Origin of the sequence: Arsenophonus nasoniae DSM 15247, assembly GCF_000429565.1 — a bacterium.
GTDB classification, from domain to species: Bacteria; Pseudomonadota; Gammaproteobacteria; order Enterobacterales; family Enterobacteriaceae; genus Arsenophonus; species Arsenophonus nasoniae.
Genome location: NZ_AUCC01000015.1, coordinates 18,809 through 42,988, shown reverse-complemented (window position 1 = coordinate 42,988; position 24,180 = coordinate 18,809). Strand labels below are relative to the sequence as shown.

At 36.9% G+C, this 24,180-nt stretch carries 17 protein-coding genes; 10 read left to right on the top strand and 7 right to left on the bottom strand.

Features of this window, described 5'->3' with window-relative positions:
• Positions 1-137: 137 nt before the first annotated feature.
• On the bottom strand, positions 138-1,367 hold the full coding sequence (pncB, locus tag G468_RS0105505) for a nicotinate phosphoribosyltransferase (protein WP_026822276.1): 1,230 nt from the start codon (positions 1,365-1,367) through the stop codon (positions 138-140).
• Positions 1,368-1,702: 335 nt separating this feature from the next.
• Between pncB and pepN the strand changes: the two genes are divergently transcribed.
• From pepN to G468_RS0105490, 3 genes are all read left to right on the top strand, one after another.
• The gene (gene pepN / locus G468_RS0105500) at positions 1,703-4,324 is read left to right on the top strand and encodes an aminopeptidase N (protein WP_026822275.1); all 2,622 of its coding nucleotides are present in this window, start codon (positions 1,703-1,705) and stop codon (positions 4,322-4,324) included.
• A gap of 304 nt (positions 4,325-4,628) precedes the next feature.
• Positions 4,629-5,639 (top strand): quinone-dependent dihydroorotate dehydrogenase, encoded by a 1,011-nt coding sequence (pyrD, locus tag G468_RS0105495; RefSeq protein ID WP_026822274.1) that lies wholly within the window; start codon positions 4,629-4,631, stop codon positions 5,637-5,639.
• Between the two features lie 228 nt (positions 5,640-5,867).
• Positions 5,868-6,416: a cell division protein ZapC gene (locus tag G468_RS0105490; protein ID WP_026822273.1), complete on the top strand. Its 549-nt coding sequence runs from the start codon at positions 5,868-5,870 to the stop codon at positions 6,414-6,416.
• 112 nt (positions 6,417-6,528) lie between these two features.
• On the opposite strand, the gene G468_RS0105485 is transcribed toward G468_RS0105490, so the two are convergent.
• Positions 6,529-7,638 carry a YcbX family protein gene (locus tag G468_RS0105485; RefSeq protein ID WP_026822272.1) on the bottom strand — a complete coding sequence of 370 codons (1,110 nt, stop codon included), beginning with the start codon at positions 7,636-7,638 and terminating at the stop codon, positions 6,529-6,531.
• Between the two features lie 102 nt (positions 7,639-7,740).
• Here G468_RS0105485 and rlmKL point away from each other — a divergent pair, with 102 nt between their 5' ends.
• Genes rlmKL through pqiC form a run of 5 tightly spaced genes read left to right on the top strand, consistent with a single transcriptional unit; the run spans position 7,741 to position 15,285 of the window.
• Positions 7,741-9,858, top strand: a complete 2,118-nt coding sequence (rlmKL, locus tag G468_RS0105480) for a bifunctional 23S rRNA (guanine(2069)-N(7))-methyltransferase RlmK/23S rRNA (guanine(2445)-N(2))-methyltransferase RlmL (protein WP_026822271.1) — start codon at positions 7,741-7,743, stop codon at positions 9,856-9,858.
• 3 nt (positions 9,859-9,861) lie between these two features.
• Complete coding sequence (locus tag G468_RS0105475; protein ID WP_026822270.1) at positions 9,862-11,772, top strand: ABC transporter ATP-binding protein; 1,911 nt, start codon at positions 9,862-9,864, stop codon at positions 11,770-11,772.
• A gap of 33 nt (positions 11,773-11,805) precedes the next feature.
• Positions 11,806-13,098, top strand: a complete 1,293-nt coding sequence (gene pqiA, locus G468_RS0105470) for a membrane integrity-associated transporter subunit PqiA (protein WP_051296958.1) — start codon at positions 11,806-11,808, stop codon at positions 13,096-13,098.
• A complete protein-coding gene (gene pqiB, locus G468_RS0105465) occupies positions 13,091-14,728 on the top strand; it encodes an intermembrane transport protein PqiB (protein WP_026822268.1) in 1,638 nt (545 codons plus the stop codon). The genes pqiA and pqiB overlap by 8 nt, the downstream gene beginning before the upstream one ends.
• Positions 14,728-15,285 carry a membrane integrity-associated transporter subunit PqiC gene (gene pqiC, locus G468_RS0105460; RefSeq protein WP_026822267.1) on the top strand — a complete coding sequence of 186 codons (558 nt, stop codon included), beginning with the start codon at positions 14,728-14,730 and terminating at the stop codon, positions 15,283-15,285. Before pqiB ends, pqiC begins: the two co-directional genes overlap by 1 nt.
• A gap of 76 nt (positions 15,286-15,361) precedes the next feature.
• Here the strand turns inward: pqiC and fabA are convergent, their stop codons facing one another.
• Together fabA and G468_RS0105450 are read right to left on the bottom strand one after the other, a co-directional pair.
• Positions 15,362-15,880 (bottom strand): bifunctional 3-hydroxydecanoyl-ACP dehydratase/trans-2-decenoyl-ACP isomerase, encoded by a 519-nt coding sequence (gene fabA / locus G468_RS0105455; protein WP_026822266.1) that lies wholly within the window; start codon positions 15,878-15,880, stop codon positions 15,362-15,364.
• An 88-nt stretch (positions 15,881-15,968) separates the two neighbouring features.
• Positions 15,969-17,708 carry an AAA family ATPase gene (locus G468_RS0105450; RefSeq protein WP_026822265.1) on the bottom strand — a complete coding sequence of 580 codons (1,740 nt, stop codon included), beginning with the start codon at positions 17,706-17,708 and terminating at the stop codon, positions 15,969-15,971.
• 546 nt (positions 17,709-18,254) lie between these two features.
• Here G468_RS0105450 and matP point away from each other — a divergent pair.
• Positions 18,255-18,704, top strand: a complete 450-nt coding sequence (matP, locus tag G468_RS0105445) for a macrodomain Ter protein MatP (protein WP_026822264.1) — start codon at positions 18,255-18,257, stop codon at positions 18,702-18,704.
• A gap of 121 nt (positions 18,705-18,825) precedes the next feature.
• Here the strand turns inward: matP and ompA are convergent, their stop codons facing one another.
• A complete protein-coding gene (gene ompA / locus G468_RS0105440; RefSeq protein WP_026822263.1) occupies positions 18,826-19,869 on the bottom strand; it encodes a porin OmpA in 1,044 nt (347 codons plus the stop codon).
• Positions 19,870-20,247: 378 nt separating this feature from the next.
• Positions 20,248-20,763: an SOS-induced cell division inhibitor SulA gene (gene sulA, locus G468_RS0105435; protein ID WP_051296957.1), complete on the bottom strand. Its 516-nt coding sequence runs from the start codon at positions 20,761-20,763 to the stop codon at positions 20,248-20,250.
• A 484-nt stretch (positions 20,764-21,247) separates the two neighbouring features.
• On the opposite strand from sulA, the gene G468_RS0105430 reads away from it, so the two are divergent.
• On the top strand, positions 21,248-21,847 hold the full coding sequence (locus G468_RS0105430; protein ID WP_026822261.1) for a TfoX/Sxy family DNA transformation protein: 600 nt from the start codon (positions 21,248-21,250) through the stop codon (positions 21,845-21,847).
• Between the two features lie 69 nt (positions 21,848-21,916).
• Here G468_RS0105430 and yccS read toward each other — a convergent pair whose 3' ends face one another.
• Positions 21,917-24,064, bottom strand: coding sequence for a YccS family putative transporter (gene yccS / locus G468_RS0105425; protein ID WP_026822260.1), 2,148 nt, complete (start codon positions 24,062-24,064; stop codon positions 21,917-21,919).
• Positions 24,065-24,180: the final 116 nt, after the last annotated feature.

The window sequence follows — 24,180 nt, the reverse complement described above, 5'->3', positions numbered from 1 at the left end:
TTTATGTTACTTGTCCACACGTAGGAAACAAGTAAAAATAGCAATTTTAAAATGGGAATAACCAGATGAAAAGACCTTTGTAATAAGAATTTAATTTACCTTGACGCGCCAATCAACAAAATAGCTTGCCATAATAATCAGTTAGGTTTGTTATCAACCCGCTTAGTTATATTGGGAATATCAAAGGCTTTTTTCAAGCGATCAATAAATTCATCGTCATCACAGATCGTTTTTCCTGGACTATCAGACAACTTAGCAACTGGCTTACCATTACATTCCACTAATTTAATCACAATATTAAGCGGTTTTACCTGAGGAATGTTGCAGGTTAAACGGGTTCCAATACCAAAAATAAGGTTAATACGTTTATAAAAATGTTTATAAAGGATCAACGCTTTTTGTAGGTCAAGGTTATCTGAAAAAACCAGTGTTTTACTCATCGGATCGATGGCCAGTTTTTTATAATGACGAATTGCCTTTTCACCCCATTCTAATGGATCGCCTGAGTCATGCCGCAATCCTTGATAACGATTAGCAAAGGTAATATCGAAGTCACGCAGGAAAGCATCCATTGTAATGCAATCTGTTAGCGCAATACCTAATTGATCGGGATATTCATCCAGCCAACTTTGCAGCGCAACGCGTTGGCTATTAGCCAAATCCTCACTAATTTGCTGATGAGCTTGAAACCACTCATGAGCTTGAGTACCCACCGGTCTAAGTTGTAGTTGTTCAGCCAACTTATAATTACTTGTACCCGTAAAATAAGGGAAATGGTTTTTGAGCTCATTAACAATAGCGAATTGCACCGTACGAGAAAAACGCCGACGAGTGCCAAAATCCATTAATTTAAAGTTTGCTAAATCGATATTTTGCATTTTTGCGTCTTGGTAAAAATGCTTAATCAATTTGTGTAACTGTTCAATGGCATCTTTGGCTGTTACAGTGGGCGAACGGGAGCGGTGAACCAGTTCGCTGATTAAGGCTAATAGAGGGACTTCCCAAAGAATGACTTCACGCCATGGACCACTAATTCTGAGTGCTAATTGATTTTCTGGCGTGGTATAAACGTTAACCTGCCTGGGATTGAAGCGAAACGCCTTTAACCAATCAAGATAATCAGTTTTAAAAAAAGGCAGACCACGCAGATAGTGGTATTCAGTTGGCGTTAATGCAACGTGCGCCATTAAATCTATTTGTTGGCGTACAGCTTGGGCATAGTTACCAAGTCGTTCATCACTACGGCAACGAAATTCTGCCACTACCGATACATGGTTATAGTGATGAAAAACGGCTTGTTGCATATGCAGTTTATAAGCATCAGTATCTAGTAGTGATGTAATGATAGGTGGTGCATCTAAATTCATAATGCGTTAGCTATCCTCGCGGAAGCATTACTCTCGACTTAAAGATAAAATATGCCAGAGTATACCTGTTGATGCTAGTAAGAGTGAAGGCTGTTGTATATATTTCTGGCGTAGTTATAAAAATTCTAATCATCTATTTGATATTATCAACTTATTTTTATATTGGCAGTGTTTTTTGCCGCAATAAATAACCTATTAATCAGGACTAGCAAGCTTGAATATTAATTACAGGTAAATGATTTATGATCAAAAGAAACAAGTTTTAAGATATCATTATTGCCAAATAATTGACCACATTGAGAAATAACAATAATTAATACAGGTAAAAATTTATTATGACGCAACAGCGACAAGAGAAATATCGTCAGGATTATCAGGCGCCCGATTACACTATTACAGATATTGAATTGGATTTTGAGCTTGATCCAGCAACAACCATCGTTACCGCTATTAGCCAAGTAAAACGATTAAATTCGCAGGCTAATCGGTTGATACTCGATGGTGAAAACTTGATTTTGCGTACGATCCATATTGATGATGAACCGTGGAGCGCCTATCGTGAAGAGGCCGGAAAACTGATTATTGAGTCAGTGCCTGATACTTTTGTTCTTAAGATCGTTAATGAAATAAACCCATTAAAAAATACCGCGCTAGAGGGGCTTTATGTGTCAGCTGATGTGCTTTGCACTCAGTGTGAGGCAGAAGGTTTCCGCCATATTACCTATTATTTAGATCGGCCAGATGTCTTAGCGCGTTTTACAACCTCTATTACTGCCGATAAAACTCGTTATCCTTATTTGCTTTCTAATGGCAATCAAATTGATAAAGGAGAAAAGGAAGATGGCCGTCATTGGGTAAAATGGCAAGATCCGTTCCCTAAGCCAAGCTATCTTTTCGCCCTGGTAGCCGGTGATTTTGATGTTCTATATGATAATTTTGTTAGCCAAAGTGGTCGTAATGTAACGTTAGCCCTTTTTGTCGATAAGGGTAATCTAGATCGTGCCGACTGGGCAATGGTGTCGTTGAAAAATGCCATGCGGTGGGATGAGACACGTTTTGGTTACGAATATGATTTAGATATTTACATGATTGTTGCTGTTGATTTCTTTAATATGGGGGCGATGGAAAATAAAGGACTCAATATTTTTAATGCCAAATATGTGTTAGCAAAAACAGAAACGGCAACGGATAAGGACTATCTAAATATCGAAGCGGTAATCGGTCATGAATATTTTCATAATTGGACGGGTAATCGTATTACTTGCCGTGACTGGTTTCAATTAAGCCTTAAGGAAGGATTAACGGTTTTTCGTGATCAAGAGTTTAGTTCGGATTTGGGTTCTCGTTCAGTAAATCGGATTGAAAATGTCCGGCTGATGCGCGCGCAACAATTTGCTGAAGATGCCAGTCCAATGGCACATCCTATTCGTCCGGAAAAAGTGATTGAAATGAATAACTTCTATACTTTAACCGTTTATGAAAAAGGGGCGGAAGTTATTCGAATGCTGCATACTCTGTTAGGTGAGGAGCTATTTCAGGCGGGTATGAAACTTTATACTGCTCGTCATGATGGTAGTGCAGCAACCTGTGATGATTTTGTCCAAGCTATGCAAGATGCCTCTAATATCGATTTGACGCTATTTCGTCGTTGGTATAGCCAATCGGGTACACCTTTAGTGACGGTCAGAGATGAATATTTAGCGGATAAGCAGCAATATTTACTGCATATTAGCCAAACCACCGCGCCAACGGCAGATCAAGCAGAAAAATTACCTTTGCATATACCATTAGATATCGAGCTGTATGATACAAAAGGTCATGTTATTCCCTTACAGCATAATGGTCACGCTGTGCACTCAGTGCTTAACGTGGTTAAAGCACACCAGACTTTTGTTTTTGATCAAGTTAATTCGCGGCCAATACCTTCATTATTGCGTGAGTTTTCCGCACCGGTGAAATTGGATTATTTATATACCGATGAGCAATTAGCATTCTTGATGCAATATGCTAGTAATGAGTTTGCTCGTTGGGATGCGGTGCAATCACTACTAGCAATTTATATTAAAGACAATGTGGTACGCTTACAGCAAAGGGAAGATTTAATCCTACCGTTGCCTATTATTGATGCATTCCGAGCGGTTTTACTTGATGAAGCCTGTGATCCGGCTTTAAAAGCGCAACTATTTACTTTGCCATCAGAAAATGAAGTTGCCGAGTGGTTTGAGATCATCGATCCAATAGCGATCCATGTTGTTATTAACTTTATTTGCCAAAAATTTGCCACTGAAATGGCGGATGAATTTATTGCCGTTTATCATGCCAATAAAGTCACCAAGTATCGGATCGATCATGGGGATATTGCCAAACGTTCCTTGCGGAATAAATGCTTATTTTATCTGGCTTTTGGTCATGATAAGCAACAGGCTGATAAATATGTATCCGAGCAGTATTATCAGGCTAATAACATGACGGATACAATGGCGGCATTAACTGCTGCTGTGGCGGCACAATTACCGAGTAGTCAACAGCTGATGGCAGCGTTTGAACAACGCTGGCGCCATGATGGTTTGACAATGGATAAATGGTTTATGCTGCAAGCTAGCAGTCCGGCTAAAAATGTTCTGACAACGGTACGTTCTTTGCTTACTCATCCAACATTTAGCATGGAAAATCCTAATCGAGTACGTGCACTGATAGGGGCTTTTGTTGCCCAAAACCCCTCGGCGTTTCATGCAGCAGAGGGTACTGGCTATCAATTTTTAGTGGAAATGTTAACTATTTTAAATAGTAGTAATCCGCAAGTTGCTTCGCGTTTAATCGAACCATTGATTCGTCTAAAGCGCTATGATGAAACACGGCAAAATCAGATGTATCTAGCGTTAAAACAGTTACAAGGATTAAGCGATCTTAGCGCGGATCTATTTGAAAAAATTACTAAGGCGTTGGAAAACCAATAGCATTTTATTTTTACTAAATTGCTAGTCTTTTCCTTAAACAAAACGATTAGTCAAATAAGATATCCCTTCTTTTGCAAGAGTATCTGGGGGGATATCTATTAATTTGCTTTTACCTATTATTTTTAAAAACTTAAATGACAAAAAGCAGTGTCATATTAGGCATATTTAAATTATCATGATCATCTGTACATACCATTTGAGTTTACTGATAAATTTAGCAGTAGACTGTTTTATAGAGTAAAAAGCGGCAAATGGTTTCTACGACTAAATAATTTACATTATCTATCAAAATAAGGTACAGCTAATGTTTTATTCCCTTATCCGCAAGGCGTTATTTCGTTTAAATCCAGAACAAGCCCATGAAATTACCTTCCGGCAGCTTAAATACATCATGCACTCACCGCTCCAGTTTATGATCCGGCAGTCGGTCAATTTTAAACCAACGACTTGCATGGGACTAACATTTAAGAATCCATTGGGATTAGCGGCCGGTCTTGATAAAGATGGTGAATGTATAGATGCTTTTGGTGCGATGGGATTTGGTTTCGTCGAGATAGGAACGGTCACACCTCGCCCACAGCCAGGTAATGAGAAACCTCGGCTATTTCGCTTGGTTGAAGCTGAGGGCCTAATCAATCGCATGGGTTTTAATAATCTAGGTGTGGATAATTTAGTTGAGAATGTTAAAAAAGCAAAATACGACGGCATTATTGGTATTAACATTGGTAAAAATAAAGATACGCCGATTGAACAGGGTAAAGAGGATTATTTAATTTGCATGGAAAAAATTTATTCCTATGCAGGTTATATTGCGGTCAATATTTCTTCACCTAATACGCCAGATTTAAGGTTATTACAATATGGCGAGGCATTGGATGATTTATTGCAGTCAATTAAAAATAAACAACACTTATTAGCAGAACAACAGCAAAAGTATGTTCCTGTGGTAGTAAAAATTGCGCCTGATTTAACGGAAGAAGAGATTATCCAAATTAGCGATAGTTTAATTCGTCACCAGATTGATGGTGTTGTGGCGACAAATACCACTTTAGATCGGAATTTAGTCAAAGGATTAAGATATTCAGAGGAAGCGGGTGGTTTAAGCGGCCGTCCTGTGCAATTGAAAAGTACTGAAATCGTTCGTTTATTGGCAAAAGAATTAAAAGGGCAATTGCCAATCATTGGCGCGGGCGGAATTGATTCTTTGATTGCAGCTAGAGAAAAATTGGTAGCAGGAGCATCATTATTACAAGTTTATTCAGGATTTATTTATCATGGACCTAAATTAATTAAAAATATTGTTAATTATATTTAATCTTAATTTAGATCATAAAAAAGTAGGCAGCTTTTTTTATTCATTAATATTTATTTTGTAATCTAATAATTTATTAAATTCAGGATCTTCTTTGAATATCTTTACATAAAAACTCGAAATTTTTTTTATTATTTCTATTATTTATATATAGCAATACTTTTTTATCTTAATTTTAATTAGTATGGATTTTAAGTTAATAAATAGAGTGATCAGATTGAGGGGTAATAAATGAAAATAAAACCCAATAATCAGTGGCGCTGGTATTACGATGATGAACATGAAAGGATGATGTTAGATTTAGCTAATGGAATGTTATTCCGTTCTTGTTTTCCAGCAAAAATGTTGGTTGCATCTGCTTATGGCGAAATGATTTTCAATATTGATGATGCGGGGTTATATCATTGTATTGAAGAACAGGTGCAAAAATTATCACTTTCTAATGAGCATAGTGCGGAATTGATTTTAAATGCATTGGTTGCTTTTCGTTTTTTAAAGCCGCAGATGCCTAGGAGTTGGTACTTTTTACCAGTACATTGCCACGATGATTTGGTGTTAGGGGATGTTGTTCAGGTTCATATTGAAGATAGCGAACAGCAAGCGTTATTTTTAGTGGCAGAAGCAGGAAAATATGCCAGCTTATGTTTATTAATTGAGCCTAAATTAGTATTGAAAGATCGGGTAATGCGGTTTTGTGACCCGATTAAGATTATGAATAATCGTTTAATGATTTATCAACCACCAGCTAGTAGTTTACTCTATGAAAGGGCTGTTTCATAAAACATAACCTGAATTAATCAATATTCAAGGTTTATATAATAACTAAATTGCAAAGCATCTTTTAACCAACAGTAATATCCATCATTCATTGATGACGAATGATGGATAAGGATTAGTTTAATAATAATTTAATATTTGTTTTCGGAATGCAGCTACAACTTAAGATAATTCCATCTTCTTTGATTGCTGTTTTTGTCAATGGGATCACCTCTCCCTCTATTAGTTCCATTTTACAACAACCACAAATTCCCGCTCGACATGAATAAGGAATTTTTAAGCCATGTTTTTCCAATTGTTCCAAAATAACCATTTGGTTATTAGCTAAAAATTCTGTGCCATTAACATTGATTAATAATGTTGTTTCCTGTTCTGGATTAACTACTAGCGCCTTGCTATTTTTTACGGTCTTATACTGTTTTGGCTGTTTTTTAGTTAAGATTTTTACCGCATCACCAATCCGCATAAGACCGCTATTTTTGGCAATGGCATTTTGGCCAAAATCAATTTCTCCATTCTCGTCAGTGCGGAAATTTTGTAGTGTGGTCAATGGCTCCCCAGTTGGATGTTGTGCGCCATTATCAATATCAACGGTCGTCAAAATGCAGCGGCTACAAGGTTTGACCAGTTCGAAAATAACCTCACCAATTTGTATCCTTTGCCAGCTATCTTCAGAGAAAGCCTCTGCACCTGTGATGATCAAATTGCCTCTAAATTGTTCTATGTTGATTTTAGCAGGGCATAATTGTTGAACTGCTTTAAATGACGCTTGATTAATAAGAAGATAAGGATAGCCATCAGCAAATGAGAGTGGAATGGTTGGAAATCTTTTTATTCGGCGGCTGGGTATGTTACCTAACCATCTTAATTGAACGGCAAAATTAAAATATTGCGACAGCCATTGATTAATCTTTGTTGGAGCGGCTAAGGCGGTAAAATGATTTCCCCACACTTCTGTTGGCAACGGATCATTAATAAAATCTTTATATAAAATAGTTGCTGTTTGATTATCAGGTGCCTGTATTTGGATACCATTATCAAGTATTATTGGCTTAAATAACAGCATTTGTGGATATTGCCGCGCCGTAATGAACCCACCTTGATCATTGGTTAGCATAAAATTGCGATCGAAAACCAGGCCACTATTTTCTGCATAAGCCTGTGACAAACGAATGCCTTTCATTGATTTAACGGGATAGATATAAAGACGAGATAACCGGATCATTCTTAACTCCTGTTTAAGCGCAATAATTTTGCTAGTAACTTTATGATATGTGCGCAGGGTTAGCTATAATGTGCAGCAATTTTTTATTTAGGTGACAGCGATATGAAAGCTCTGTTTGCTACTACAGCATTTGGACTGGAAGAATTACTTAAAAGTGAACTGGAAGTATTAGGCGCAAAGCAGTGTCATATTGCACCCGGTGGCGTGCATTTTCAAATTGACGAACTTGGCATGTATTTGAGTTTGTTATGGAGTCGTTTAGCCTCGAGAATTTTATTACCCTTAACTCGCTGCCCGATTTTGAGTGATCTTGATCTCTACCTTGACGCACAAACCATCGATTGGCCGGATTTATTTACCGTTAATGATACTTTTGCCGTTTATTTTAATGGCACTAACCAAGTTATCCGCAATAGCCAGTATGGCGCTCTACGAGTGAAAGACGCTATAGTTGATAGCTTTCAGCGTAAAATGAACAAGCGGCCTAATATTGCTAAACAGCAACCCGATATACGCATTCATGTCCATTTATATAAAGATAATGCCACAATATCATTAGATCTAAGCGGGGATCCGCTCCATATTCGTGGATATCGGAGTTTGGCTGGGCAAGCGCCTATCAAAGAGAATTTAGCCGCGGCCATTGTTTTACGCTCAGGTTGGCAGCCTGGCTCGCCAATGATTGATCCAATGTGTGGTTCCGGCACACTATTAATTGAAGCAGCAATGATGGCTTGTGATCGTGCACCTGGTTTAGCGCGTCAAGTTTGGGGATTTCAGCGTTGGTCAGCTTATAATCCAACGCTTTGGGCTAGGGTAATTGCTGAAGCGGAAAAACGTTTTCAAACGGGTATCCAGCAAGCTCCTGCGCTTTTCTATGGCTTAGATATTGATCGCCACATTTTAGAACTCGCCAAAAAAAATGCTAAACAAGCGGGTGTTCAATCCTTAATAAACTTCCAACATGGTGATGCGGCTAAGTTAGAAAATCCATTTACCTTAGCCCAACAGGGTTTTATCATCAGCAATCCACCCTATGGTGAGCGTTTGGAAAGTGAACCGGCATTAATCGCACTTTATAGTCTATTAGGCAGGGTAGTAAAAAGTCAGTTTCCTGGTTGGCGCTTGTCACTATTTAGTGGTTCGCCAGAACTATTAGCCTGTTTAGGACTGCGAGCTGAACGTGAGTTTAAAGCCAAAAATGGAGCGTTAAATTGCCTGCAGAAAAATTATCTTTTATCCGCTAAATCGGTTGATGTTCAGGCCATGGTTGGCGAAGATTTTGCTAATAGGCTGAAAAAAAATGAGAAAAAACTTAATAAATGGGCGAAGCAACAGGGGATTGATTGTTATCGAATTTATGATGCTGATTTACCTGAATATAATGTTGCCGTTGATCGTTATGGCGAACATATTGTTATTCAAGAGTATGCTCCACCAAAGAGTATAGATAGCCATAAGGCTCAACAACGTTTGTATGATGTGATCAGTGCAACTATGCAGGTTTTGGCGTTAACTTCCACACAATTAGTGTTAAAAACACGCCAGCGCCAATCAGGTAAGCAACAATATGAGAAATTATCCCAACAGGGTAAGTTTTTATTAGTCCATGAATATAATGCTCAATTATGGCTAAACTTGACCGATTATTTAGATACAGGTTTGTTTTTAGACCATCGTTTGGTGCGTAAAATGTTAGCCAACATGAGTAAAGGAAAAGATTTCTTAAATTTGTTTGCTTACACGGCATCGGCATCAGTACACGCCGGTCTCGGTGGTGCTCGTTCAACCACCAGTGTTGATATGTCGCGCACCTATTTAGAATGGGCAGAAAAAAATTTACAGACTAATCAATTAACCGGACAGCAACATCGGCTTATTCAGGCCGATTGTTTAGCTTGGTTAGCACAGACGTCAGATAAATTTGATTTGATTTTCATTGATCCACCCACTTTCTCCAATTCAAAACGCATGAATACTACCTTTGATGTGCAACGCGATCATATCAACTTAATGATGCAGATTAAGCGTTTGTTGCGTCCTGATGGTACAGTTGTATTTTCTAATAATAAGCGTGGATTTAAAATGGATATGGCAGGCATTACTCAATTAGGATTAACCGCTAAGGAAATCACTCAGCAAACGATTTCACTTGATTTTACACGTAATCGCCAGATCCATAACTGCTGGCTGATTGGTCATGCAGATGAGGAAAAGTAATTTATGTCATTAATTAATATGTCAGCTGCCTATCTGGCTTTTAGTGATGTACCATTATTGGATAATACAGAGTTGCATATTGAAGATGGTGAAAGGGTCTGCTTGGTTGGTCGTAATGGTGCTGGCAAATCAACTTTAATGCGCGTATTGACCAAAGAACAACCACTTGATGATGGACAGGTAATTTATCAACAGGACTTACAAGTTGCCCGTTTGCAACAAGATCCACCGCGTGATATCGGTGGTACGGTTTTTGATTTTGTCGCTGAAGGTGCTAAGGAGCAGGCAAATTATATTAAGTCCTTTCATAAAATTGCCAAAATGGTCGAGCAAGATCCCAGTGAAAAGAATCTTAATAAGTTAGCGGAATTGCAAGAGGTATTAGATCGCGATAATTTGTGGTTACTTGATACACAAATTAATGATGTGATTAAGCAATTGCAGCTACCAGCTGATAGTCTGTTATCTGCTTTGTCCGGCGGTTGGTTACGCAAAGCTGCGTTGGCGCGTGCCTTAGTTTGTGGGCCACGCGTTCTTTTTCTTGATGAACCAACCAATCATCTGGATATTACCACTATTTTGTGGTTAGAAAATTTTCTTAAAGATTTCCAAGGTAGTATCGTGTTTGTCTCTCATGATCGCTCTTTTATTCGCCATATGGCAACGCGCATCATTGATCTTGATCGGGGTAAATTAGCTTCCTGGCCCGGTGATTATGACGATTATCTGACCAGCAAGGAAGAAACATTGCGGGTAGAAGAGCAACAGAATGCTGAATTTGATCGCAAATTGGCGCAGGAAGAAGTTTGGATCCGCCAGGGAATAAAAGCACGCCGTACCCGTAATGAAGGCAGAGTAAGAGCATTGAAATCCTTACGACAAGAACGTTCGCAACGGCGTGAGGTACTTGGCACAGCCAAGATGCAGGTTTCTGATGCCAGTCGTTCTGGCAAGCTTGTGTTTGAGCTTGAAAATGTCAATTATTGCATAGGTAAGAAAGTGTTAATTGATAATTTTAGTGTACAAGTACAACGGGGTGATAAAATTGCGTTAATTGGCCCTAATGGCTGTGGCAAGACGACATTGCTCAAATTAATGTTAGGCCAACTTGAGGCGGATAGTGGCAATATTTATCGCGGTACCAAACTTGAGATTGCTTATTTTGATCAACATAGATTAACGTTAGATCCCTATAAAACAGTGATGGATAATTTAGCTGAAGGTAAACAGGAAGTGATAGTTAATGGACGGTCGCGTCATGTCCTTGGCTATTTACAAGATTTCTTATTTCATCCTAAACGGGCAATGACACCGGTACGAGCCCTTTCCGGTGGAGAGAAAAATCGATTATTATTGGCACGTTTATTTTTAAAACCTAGTAACTTATTAATTCTTGATGAACCAACCAACGATTTGGATATTGAAACACTTGAACTATTGGAAGAGCTCGTTGATAGTTATAAAGGGACAGTCTTATTGGTTAGCCATGATCGTCAATTTGTTGATAATACCGTAACCGAATGCTGGATGTTTGAAGATCATGGTAAAGTTGAGCGCTATGTAGGTGGTTTTTATGACGCCTCTTTGCAGCGTGAACAAAAAGTTTCTTTATCGCATTCGACTACGAATAAAACCAATATTAAGGACATAGAAACAACTAAAGAACAGCCAAAACGAAAAAGTAATAAAATTAGTTATCATTTATTGCGGGAACTAGAAGAATTACCGGTACGGCTAGAAGCCTTAGAAGCTGAAATTGCCATATTGCAATCTCAAGTTAGTGCTCCTGAATTTTTTAATCAGCCCCATGTTGTCACAGAATCAGTATTAAAAGCGTTAGCCGAGAAAGAAGCAGAAATGGAAATGACCTTTGAGCGTTGGCAAGAATTAGAATCACTGAAGGATAGCCAATAATTTTGCATTATGACTGTATAGAGGAGAGAAAAGTTGTGCTCTCATAATCATCTTAATGAAAGTTGTCATAATAAGATACTCTGCCCGCAATGTGATTTATTGGTGGCATTACCGGTTTTAGAGCAAGGCACTAAAGCTAGTTGCCCACGTTGTCATACGGTTTTATCTGCCAAGTGGAAGTATCCAGCTAATCAACCAACAGCAATTGCGATTAGCGCCTTAGTAATGTTAGTTATTGCTGGTTTATTTCCTTACGTAAAAATGAGTGTCATGGGTATTGAAAGTCAAATTTCATTGTTGAATATTGCCCATGCCATGTTTGACGTAAATTATGCTAGTCTTGGCTGGTTTTTTATCCTTTTTGTTGTTGCGGTACCCGCTTTTTGCATGGTTGCCATTATTTTATTATGTCAAAAAGTTAATCTCCCGCTTTGGTTAAAAATAAATCTTGCCAGGACGTTATTTCAGATGAAAACCTGGTGCATGGTAGAAATTTTTCTAGCCGGTGTGTTGGTTAGCTTTGTCAAACTAATGGCCTATGGTGATATTACTTTGGGTATCAGTTTTGTTCCTTATTGTTTTTTTTGTTTGTTGCAAGTAAGGGCATTTCAATGTTTAGATCGTTATTGGTTATGGCAGCAGATAGGTGAAATACCAAAGCTAGAGACCCCGCTACAAGAAGGCAAAAGTGGTATTAGTCAAGGCGTCAGATCCTGTCATATCTGTATGGCCATTTTACCAGCCGAACGCAAATACTGTCCTCGTTGTCATGCCAAAGGCTATGTGAGGCGCCCTAATAGTCTACAAAATACGGTGGCGTTATTAATCTCTTCTTTAATTCTCTATGTTCCCGCAAACGTTTTACCTGTTATGGTCACCAATACATTAGGCAGTCGACTAGACTCTACTATTATGTCCGGTGTTATTTTATTATGGGGTGATGGTTCTTATCCGGTCGCCATTATTATTTTCATTGCTAGCATTATGGTACCAAGCTTAAAAATACTAGCTGTAGGCTGGTTATGTCTTGATGCTAAAGGTTATGGCAATCGGGACCCGGCGAGGATGCACTTTATTTATGAACTTGTTGAATGGGTTGGGCGTTGGTCAATGATTGATGTTTTTGTGATTGCTGTATTATCGTCACTGGTGCAAATGGGTCGATTAATGAGCGTTTCACCAGCAATTGGGGCGATTTTGTTTGCTGCTGTTGTAATTTTAACCATGTTTGCAGCCATGACTTTTGATCCGCGTTTAACTTGGGATCGTTGTAATGTTGTATCGCAGAGTAGAATTCGGTTAGAAAAGGGGTTGCAAGGTGGCTAATAAAGATAACACTGATGTGCAAGCAAAGATCAGTAAACTAAAAAGCTGGTCACCGATTTGGATTATTCCCATTATCACCATATTTATTGGTGCCTGGATATTAATTTATCATTTTAGCCATTTAGGCCCTCAAGTTACATTGATCACTTACAATGCAGAAGGCGTAGAAGCAGGAAAAACCAAACTTAAAAGTCGTAGCGTGGATATAGGATTGGTGGAGAATGTTTCCCTTGATAAGAACTTCAAGCGTGTAATTATTAAAGCACGCTTAAATGACGGCATGAGTGATTTATTAAAGAAAGATACCGCATTTTGGATTGTTAAACCCGCTATTGGCAAAGAGGGAATAACCGGATTAGGCACGCTATTTTCTGGTGTTTTTATTGAAGTACAACCTGGCAATAGTGAAGAGCATGCCGATAAATTTGACTTATTGGGTTCGCCGCCATTAGCTTCACCTGATGCTAAAGGCATTCGAGTGATTTTAACCAGTGATCAGGCTGGTAGGCTAAATATGGGAGCACCAGTACTGTTTCATGGTTATCGTGTTGGTTCGGTAGAAGCGAGTTCGTTTGATATTAAAAGCCGCAATATGCATTATCAGCTTTTTATTAATGCGCCTTACGATGGACTGGTAACGGAAAATGTTCGCTTTTGGCGAGATAGCGGTATTGCTTTGGATTTGTCAGCGCAAGGTGTTCGTTTGGAGATGGGCTCTTTAACCACACTATTTAGCGGTGGTGTTAGTTTTGATGTTGTGGAAGGCTGGCAACCTGGTAAGCGAGTAGAAGATAAAAGCCTATTCAGACTTTATGAAGATCAAAAAAGTATTCAGAATTCTTTATATACGGTGCATAAAGATTTTGTCTTGTTTTTCACTGACTCAGTTCGTAGATTACAACCTGGAGCGCCAGTCGAATTCAGAGGAATTCGTTTAGGAACAGTGATGGAGGTGCCCTTTGATTCTGAAAAATTGCGGCAAAAATTGGATAATGAATTTCGTATTCCAGTTTTAATTCATATTGAACCAGGTCGTGTCAGTGCCGATATTGATCTAGAAAAAGAGTTTGCTGTGGCATTGAGACAAGGATTAAGAGCGGCTTTAAAATCGGCTAACCTAATCACCGGAGCCCTATATATCGATTTAGATTTCTATCCCGAAAAAGGCCAATGGAAAGGACCATTAAAAGTTGCTGATTACGATATTATCCCAACGGTTAGTGCAGGATTATCACAAATCCAGCAAAAAGTGGTTGAAGCATTGGATAAAATTAATCGTATGCCGATTGAGCCTATGATAAGTCAAGCCACAAATACACTAGCAGAAAGTCAGAAAACTATCCGTGAAGCACAACGAACCTTATCTGAATTGAATAAACTGATGACTAGCAAGGACTTTCAGAATATTCCTGCTGATCTGCAACAGACGCTATTTGAATTGAATCGAGTCATGCAAGGTTTGCAACCTGGTTCTCCAGCCTATAATAGAATGCTCGATAATATGCAGCGTCTTGATCAGGTATTAAGAGATATTCAACCCGTGATCAAGACATTAAACAATAAGAGTAATGCCCTTATTTTTGAAGCAAAACCGATGAAGGATCCAGAACCGAAGAAGGTGACGAAATAATGAGATATTTGGCATGGATTTTTTGTTTTTTACTTATTGGTTGCAGTAGTGGGATTGAAAAATCTTATTATCAATTACCAACGACAGCGAGCTTAATGACTAAAAAAAGTAATTTACTAACGCAAAAACAGCTATGGATACAGACAGTACAGTTGTCTGGAATATTGGCGGCTAACGGTATTACTTATCAAACTAGTGACGTTAATTACGTTAATGCAGCCAATCATCTATGGGCAAGTCCGTTGGAACAACAGTTGATGCAGAATTTAGTCAATGAATTATCGATGGCGTTACCCAATCGATTAGTATCGGCTCAACCATTGGAAAATAGACTTGATAGTCTTAATGTTATCTTAACCGCTTTTCATGGCCGCTATGATGGTAAAGTGATTATCCAAGGAAACTGGATTTATAAAAGTGATAAAGGCATTATCAAGCGAGATTTTAGTTTGCTACTTGATCAAGATGAAAATGGTTATCCAGCATTAGTTAGAACATTAGCAAGAGGTTGGACGCAGGTTGGGCAATCAATAGCCAACCAATTACCAAAATCTTAACTGTATAAAAGATAACAATAATAGATTTACCCCTTCAGCTAGATAACAGAAGGGGTTATGATAAAGAAGTTTGGCTTTAGAAGTTGCTAGTATCTTGAAATAAACCGACTTTCAAATCTTTTGCTGTGTAAATACACTTATCATCAACCAAGACTTCACCATCAGCTACACCCATAATTAACTTCCGATTAATAACCCGTTTTAAATGGATACGGTAGGTTACTTTTTTGGCGGTTGGTAAAACTTGCCCAGTAAATTTGACCTCACCTACACCCAATGCTCGGCCTTTACCTTTACCACCAAGCCATCCCAGATAGAAACCGACCAGTTGCCACATTGCATCGAGGCCTAAACAACCTGGCATAACAGGATCATTAGTAAAGTGGCAGCTAAAAAACCACAAATCAGGTTTGATATCAAATTCGGCTTCAATAAAACCTTTATCAAACTTGCCGCCGGTTTCGCTCATTTTTATGATGCGATCCATCATCAGCATATTACCGCTAGGTAATGGCGGCCCATTTTCGCCAAAAAGTTCGCCTCTACCGGAAGCATCCAAATCTTCTTTACTATAGGAGCTATGTTTATCAACCATAATACTAAATAGCCTTATTATAAATAATAAGGCTAAAGAATAGCGTACACTTGTAAGCCGAACAAGTCCGATCAGCTAATTTTTTTATTTAATTTAACCACTTTAGAAGTCCCATAAATTTCGGTCTTTCTTGATTATTAACTTGAGTAATTCGTTCTTGTATTAAAGCTAACAGATGTAAATTATTTGTATCATACTGTTGCTTGTAATAAGCATGCTTTGTTAAAATTGAAATTGCTTCAGAAACGTGTTCAACTGGCCAGATATGAAATACGCCAGATTTGACTGCTTCAATAAGATCGGCTTTTAAACATAAATGACGAATATTAGCCATAGGAATGATAACACCTTGCTGACCAGTTAATTCGCGTTGGAAACAGACATCAAAAAAACTTTCGATTTTTTGGTTGATCCCACCAATAGGTTGTACATAGCCGAACTGATCTACTGCACCAGTAACAGCAATTTGCTGATCGATAGGCTGAAGAGAAAGTGCACTAATTAATGCACAAAGTTCAGCTAAGGATGCACTATCACCATCAACTTCATTGTAAGACTGCTCAAATACAATTGAGACAGAAAAGGGTTGTGGCTGTTCAAGTTTTAATTCGTAATTAAGATAGGCTTGCATAATCATCATGCCTTTAGCGTGAATATTACCGCCTAGCTCAGCTTTACGTTCTACATCCGTAAATTCACCATCGCCGAAGTGAGCAACACAGGTAATTCGTGATGGTTCACCGATTAGTTCTGGATGCCCGGGATACTGCATAACAGATAATCCATTAATTTGGCCAATCATTTCACCTTCAGTTTTTATAAAAACTTGTTTTTGCAGAATATCATCTAGATTACGTATAGCTCGGTAACTGTGTTGCCATTGGCGTTGCCTGATTGCTGTTTGGAACGACTTTGCAGTTAGCTGATTATCTTGTTGAAATTGGTTTGCTTCAGTTAAACAACGAGTGAGCCATATTATATCTAATGGTAGGGTAGATTTATCTTCAGTATATCGAATTGCTTGAGTAATGAAGATTGGCCATGCATCAGCTGTTAAAGCAGGCAGTTGGTAATCAGTAATAATTTGTTTCACAAATTGCATCCATAGCGATAATTGACCACTATGTTCAAAATTCAATTCAAATTCATATTCGCCATAAGTAGCTTGAGCAAAAAGTTCAGGCTCTTTTGCTTGAAGTTGCTCAAGACTAAAATCATCGCCGACCAAAATAAGTTTAATATCCAGTGGCATTGAATCAATTGGATAGGGTAAAAATTGATTATCATTAGCTGGCAGCCACTCAAACCGTTTTTGCATTATCATCTGTTTTAAACGCTGCCACATCAATGGCTGTGCCAATAATGCACCAACGGAAAGTAATAATACTCCGCCATTAATTTTATGTAATAGCCCAGGCTCAATGTGCACACTATTTTGCTGCTGGTGGACACTACCAAATAATTGAGGCATTTCTATCCAATTACAGAAATAGACTGAGTGGCAAGGTGTAAATACGCCTTTAGTGCTTTCTTGCCAATGAAATCTTCCATTTGATTGTTGATAATCGCCATTTATAGGTACTGAGGATGGCGTAATATTTTTAATGCATTTTGCCAATTCAGATAAGTAGCTATGGCATTCTACTGCTCTAATGACAGCAAAAGGGGAATAGGTTGATGTTGATAAAAACCTTTCGAGACTATTATATAATCTCGGTTGAATGCTGGCCAGAGTGGCATTATCTAGTTTATCGGCAGAAGCAAAAAGATTAAGATAAGGTTCATAGTCAGGTGCTAAATTTTGCCATATTAATTCGTTACTAATCACGCTATTTTTCAACTTATAATTTAGATAAAAAGTTTATAAATTATCCTCAATGTCCTGATTATATAGAGTCAAGATAGAAGATATTTTAGCAACACTATTGTTGTTAGAGAAACAGGGTACATTTTATTCTGAAAATAAGATATCTGTTTCCAACATTATAAAATTTTTATGGTGAATCATTATATTAACGTTTGTTTAAATTTATGCCACTATTAATTTTGTATATTTTTAATATAATTTTATTTTCAAGTAGTAAGCTAATGACTAATGCTCAAAAACCCCTAATAGAGTAGATACAATCTATCATTTCAATTCAGAATACAGTGGAAATTACAGGCTATAAATGTGAAAAATTATATTCTATCGCATTAATTATGATTTTTTGTTAATTGACTTGCATAAATAGGAAAAATTATATTTTTTGCTAACATTTCAATATAAGTGTGATTTCTTACTAAGATTTTACTAAATTGATTAAATAAACCAAACGTTTTTATATTTATATGTTGTTATAATTACATAAGTTACGTTGTCACAGAGATGATTATGAAATATCAACAGCTTGAGAATCTTGAATGTGGTTGGAAATGGGATTACCTGGTTAAAAGGTATCGGGAAGGTGAAAATATCACTAAGCATATTGAAAAAAGCGCTGCTCAGGATGCGATTGAACAACTGTTGAAATTAGAAAATACGCCAACAAAAGTGATAAACTGGATAAAAAATCATATGTCGCCAGATTTATCTAATCGAATGAAGCAAACCATTAGAGCTCGCAGAAAGCGACATTTTAATGCCGAGCATCAACACTCGTGCAAAAAATCTATCGATTTAGATTTCCTCGTGTGGCAAAGACTCTCTATTCTAGCAAGAAAACAAGGCTGTACATTGTCTGAAACTATTGTGCATTTAATTGAAGATGCAGAAAGAAAAGACCAGTATGCTAACCAAATGTCAACATTTAAACAGGATTTACAGAATATACTGGGTGACTAGTACAAAAGGTATAATTTTAAATGCGAATTTTTAGTTACCCTGGTAATAAATTTTAAGCAAAAAAATAACCCTAAAAGTAAGGGTTATTTTATTTGGAAATAAATAATCTTTTAAAGCAATACTAAGGTTGTGGAGTTACCTCTGTAGTACCTTGGATCTCGATCTCAACTCGGCGATCTGGTGCTAAGCAATTAATTAGCGCCGCGCGTGGTTTTACGTTATTACAAGTACTACCGGTTACTGGATTTTCTTCTCCACGGCCTTGTGAACTAATTGCATTTGCTGGGATACCTTTAGAAATCAAATAGCTCATAACTTCATGTGCGCGTTTTTGAGATAAAGGTTTGTTGTAGGATGGTGAACCAATACGGTCGGTATAGCCAAGAACCATAACACGACCTTGAGTTGGATCAAGATTAGTTAGTTCACTATACAACTTATCTAGTTCAACTTTACCTGCTGGTTTCAATGTATGCTTATTGAATTCAAACAAAACATCAGAACGTAAAGTAAAACGTTTGTTTTCGATTGGTGCTGGTGCTGGTACAATTACAGGAGCAGGCTCTTGATTGAATCGATATGCAACACCAACGCTCAACATTCCATTATCTGGACGAACAGACAGTGAATCTTTATCGCCAATATGGCTAACCCATTGATAATCTAAACGAGTTGCCCATTCTGGGGTAATAGCATATTCAAATCCTAGGGCATAAACTGGAGAAACACCAGTGTCATGCTCTTTAAAAGAGGGTTGATTTTCTACGTTTGCTTTTGCGTCAGTACGCCATACCATACCACCGAGACGAGTATAGACATCTAATTCGTCTGTCAGTGGATAGCTTAGACGAGCGGTTAATTGAACACCCATCGATTTCAGGCTACCGTTATTTGGTTGACCAGAATATCTCATTCTGCCAAACCAGTCATAACCTAATTCGAAACCGAGATATTGATTATGTTGGTAACCAAGATAGGCACCAGCGCCGAGTTGATCGCGCTTAGTTTTACCACTTCCAACATTATCACCGTAAGGGTGAAAGCCGGTATCTTCAAAGTGTGACCAACCTAATTTAGCACCGGTATACCAGGTATTATCTTTGGGTGCTGCCTGGGCTGCAGTTGCGAAAGCTGCCACTGCTACTGCGATAGCTATCTTTTTCATTTTACGCCTCGTTATCATCCAATATAGGCATCAGCTTCTTGAGCTTTTTTATAAGCCGTATGGTTTAAAATACTTGTTAAGTTATTACGCTCTACTATCTTCGTCTCTACTTTATCTGTTAAGGAGTTATTCAAATAAAAAGTAGAATCAAAGCACTACCTTAACGTTGTAAAGTCTACAACGAACTTCGAAAGTTACAAGTAGAGGAAACATTAATCTCGTTAACTTTTTAAAAGGCAATCGGTTAATTATAGATATAATTTATAACTAGATTGCCATGATTAATCAATTAACCAAATGATTTATATTATTTTTTTTTGTTTTTGTCTATTGTGGTTTACAATCCATTAAACAGATTAGGAATAATCCTAATCTAGACTAGTGATAATAATTAGAATGAATTTTTAGTTGATTAGGATGTCTGCCGGGGCAATTGGTTTTTTCAGGCCGCATAACAAAACCAATACTGTTTCCTATCTGTGCTGCGTGCTCTAAATGCTGTAAACATGATTGTGATAAAATGGGTAACCATCCTAAGACAATACTACAGTTGCCGCTAGATAATGCTTTTATCATGGCAGCAGCGCTCATTTCTGGGCTTAGTGAATTTATTTGTATTGTTTTATTTAATGGTAGCGCTGAATTAATCAACCAATTACGGCTTAATTTTCGGTTAGGATTTAACCATAATAACCAACGAGATTCATCGCTAAATCGTTGTAAAAGTGATGTTAGAAGTACTTCAACCATAGGATTATTTTCATTATATATCCATTCATTAACTGCGCCGTTTGGATAAATTGATCTATTTCTATAATTTGGTAATAGTATATTTTGAACATTATTACGTTGATTTTCTATTTTTATTGGGTAATTACATGAGTCGTTATTCATATTGACCTCAGCTTGATGCTGTATATGTATACAGTAATCGTGTGTTCATATAATATCAAGCCAATTTTTACAAAGCGCTTCGCAAAAAATTAACTTTTTCGTTTAATTGAACACTTAATTGTTGCAGTTTGGATAAGATGGCGTATTTTTCTATTTTACCTGTTAAGTAGAATATTTTTATTAACTATTAATGATTTAAGTGGTTATAGGATACGATTTATTTATTATAAATATTAAATATAAACGGTAGTAGCTAAGTTATGTTTTGTAATTGGTAATATACTTTTTTGGCTATATTAATTTAATATTAAACGATGCTTAAGGCTTTGTTCGTCGCCTTTTGTGTATGAGACTTTGCAATAACATAGAGGTTTTTAAAGGGGGTGAAATAACTTAATAAATTTTCTTGCTATTTTAACTGATTAAAATATGGAGAAGTATAAAAATATTAAATTTGTGTGCGTTCACATGGAGAGTGGCAATTATGCTTTTATTTGATTCTTGTTTTTCTTGTTTGCAAGGGCTAATGGAAAATTATGGCCATATAAAACAAAAACCGCATTTTGGTGGTTATCGTATTCTAGTCAATCATGTCATTATTGGTCAGGTATTGGACGGCAAGTTTTATCTACGAGGTTGTCTATTTGCTGAACTTCAATTTGAAGTATCTGGATTGCAAAAATTAGTTTATACCAAGAAAGGTGTTCCTCTTATATTAAAATATTTTTTTATCAATGAGATGCTTTGGAATGATAATTTACTTTTATGTTATTACATTGATCTCGCTTATAAAGCAGCAGTAGAAGAATTATCTCAAAAACAGCTTTTACATATCAGGATCAAAGACTTACCTAATATGAATATGTCGATAGAAAGAGCATTAGGAAAAGTAGGAATTACCGATGTAGGCTATTTGAAAATGTTAGGTGCTAAAGCTTGCTATTTAAAATTAAGACAGAAGAAAGTGAATTTGAGTATTAAGTTATTATTTGAATTAGCTGGTGCTATCGAAGGTTATCATATAGCAGTACTTCCTGAGTCAATAAAAATTGAATTAATTACTTGGTTCAATAGCCTAACGTAAAGAAATACACCAAGGAAATGATTTTATGGCCAGTTTTACGGTTAAAAAAATTTGCTAATTAAAACTATTTTAATCTGGCTCTTGTTGGTTAATAAAAACAATTAGAGAGGTGATTTCTGGCAATAGGTTAATTAATAATAATAATTGCTCAACAATAAGTTGTTCTTTGTTATTTTTTCCTAATTGTATTGTTTGGAAGCGTTGAATTAATGGGTTATTTAACTCTTTGACTATTTGATTATTCAATAAGGCAAAGTTCAACGCCGATTCAATATAGGCGATTGTATTATCAAGAATAGATAAAATAGTTTGATTATTAAGTTGTTCCCTATGTGCTCCCAGGGCTGAAATATAACTTAACATACTGTGATTAAGACAGAGTAATCTAAAAATTTTTTCAGGGGAAATACTATTAGTTTTCGTTCTGGCAAGCATATCGGATAATACAGAAACCAGTTCTGCGTCATTTATATGGGCGTCGCGACGAGCAATGCGATAATCAACACTGTTATTTCTACCTTGATGATATTGAAATAAAATAGCGGCAAGATAACGGCAATTACTGTGTAATGTTTGTTGTAGAACTTTAGGTAGTTGTCGAAATTTCCAATCGGGCCAAATATAATTTACTGCAATCCAGGCAATGCCACAGCCAATGATTGTATTCATTATTCGGGGAAGCATAACGTTGAAACCTTCGCCTAATAAATTAAAACTAAGCAAAACCAACAAAGTAATAAATAAGGTAGCTTGGGCATATTGACTATTACGGCAAGCAAAGAAAAAAACGCCACTAATAATAATGAGTAAGAGTTGCCCCTCTATCGAGGGTACGAAATAGAGTAAGGGTAAGCCAATTAGAATAGCGGCAATGGTTCCAAGAATACGCAATATTAAGCAATTCTTAGTTGCAATATAATTTGGTTGGCATACAAATAAACTGGTGAGTAATATCCAATAACCCTGAGGTAAAAAGCATTGAACAATAATATAACCTGTACACAATACTACTGACATTCTAATCGCATGTCGAAATAGGGTTGAATTAAGTGTTAAGTTACTAGTAATTGTGAGCCAAAAATCGTTAATGTTAGATAATGAATTGTCAGAAAGTTGTGTTTCAGCCAATGCTTGGCCATATGGAATTTCTATTTGCTCGACGGCAATACTATTGAGTTGCGTATCTATCTCTTTGAGATTAATTAATAGATTATAAAGGGTGCTTATTTGTTTGTTATTGGAATATTGTTGTGTAAGGTATTGTAACGACTTTTCCAGCTTGATAAATGCGTCTTTAAATTTTGCATTATGCTGATACCTGGTGTGCGATAAAATGGAGTGAGCAACCAATTGGCATGCTTCAGCTTGCATCGATAGTAATTTCTGGAATCGGAAAAGAATATCACTATGTGGAAAATCTTGACTTAAGTTTTGATATTTAATATGTGATGAACTTGCTCGTTCATGTATATCTTGCACAATAAAATAGTAATTTAGACTATTGTTAGTGCCTGATTGGCTTTTATTATTTTTTAAGCGGCTTAGTAATATTACTTTCATTTGGTTCATCGTATTGACCAACTTGCTATTGGCCATAGCAAGGTCGAAGATTGATTGTTGATAATTTTCTTCAATCTCAGGGTTAAATAGATTGGCTTTATTAGCCAGGTAGATAGCAAGCTGTTGGTAACATTGGGCTAATTTATTATGCAAAGGCTGAATAGGAAGAAAAATATGGCTGATAAGTGTTAACAAATAGTACCAAATAGCCCCTATAAGTAACAGTATCGGTTGTTGATACCAAATTGAAAAAATAGCTGTTCCAAGCATAGTGTAGATTGCTACCAGAAGTGCGCCAAAGGCAATTGTGCCATAGGGGAGGCCCAAAACACTAAGAAATGTGAAACTGAAAGACGATAACGCTAATCCAATAAAAAATAACCAGGGATAGGGAAATAGTAACTCAACTGAGACAGAGGCAATCAGGAATGATAATAACGTGATGGCAATATTACGCAGCTTACCAATAAATCGATCATCAAGATCAGTTAATGCAGCGGCAACAACACCCAGAGTTAAAGGAATAGTTATTTTAAGTTGCTCACCTAAAATCCAAGGAATTAATGCTGTTCCTGAGAGCGCAATTAGTATTCGGATATAATAAAGGATGTTGCTATTATAAAATACATGACGAAAGCCAGAGAACATAGTAAGCACAATAACCTCTAATTTGTCAGTGCACTAATTAATATTATAAAAGTATCCATAATAACCTATAAGGTTTAGTAAAGAGAAAAAACTTTTTCTTGCCATGACCTAACATATTTTAGCTA

Excerpts from the sequence above, each read along its gene's own strand:
- pncB (WP_026822276.1), bottom strand. The coding sequence starts at position 1,367 with ATGAATTTAGATGCACCACCTATCATTACATCACTACTAGATACTGAT.
- pepN (WP_026822275.1), top strand. The coding sequence starts at position 1,703 with ATGACGCAACAGCGACAAGAGAAATATCGTCAGGATTATCAGGCGCCC.
- pyrD (WP_026822274.1), top strand. The coding sequence starts at position 4,629 with ATGTTTTATTCCCTTATCCGCAAGGCGTTATTTCGTTTAAATCCAGAA.
- G468_RS0105490 (WP_026822273.1), top strand. The coding sequence starts at position 5,868 with ATGAAAATAAAACCCAATAATCAGTGGCGCTGGTATTACGATGATGAA.
- G468_RS0105485 (WP_026822272.1), bottom strand. The coding sequence starts at position 7,638 with ATGATCCGGTTATCTCGTCTTTATATCTATCCCGTTAAATCAATGAAA.
- rlmKL (WP_026822271.1), top strand. The coding sequence starts at position 7,741 with ATGAAAGCTCTGTTTGCTACTACAGCATTTGGACTGGAAGAATTACTT.
- G468_RS0105475 (WP_026822270.1), top strand. The coding sequence starts at position 9,862 with ATGTCATTAATTAATATGTCAGCTGCCTATCTGGCTTTTAGTGATGTA.
- pqiC (WP_026822267.1), top strand. The coding sequence starts at position 14,728 with ATGAGATATTTGGCATGGATTTTTTGTTTTTTACTTATTGGTTGCAGT.
- fabA (WP_026822266.1), bottom strand. The coding sequence starts at position 15,880 with ATGGTTGATAAACATAGCTCCTATAGTAAAGAAGATTTGGATGCTTCC.
- matP (WP_026822264.1), top strand. The coding sequence starts at position 18,255 with ATGAAATATCAACAGCTTGAGAATCTTGAATGTGGTTGGAAATGGGAT.
- ompA (WP_026822263.1), bottom strand. The coding sequence starts at position 19,869 with ATGAAAAAGATAGCTATCGCAGTAGCAGTGGCAGCTTTCGCAACTGCA.
- sulA (WP_051296957.1), bottom strand. The coding sequence starts at position 20,763 with ATGAATAACGACTCATGTAATTACCCAATAAAAATAGAAAATCAACGT.
- G468_RS0105430 (WP_026822261.1), top strand. The coding sequence starts at position 21,248 with ATGCTTTTATTTGATTCTTGTTTTTCTTGTTTGCAAGGGCTAATGGAA.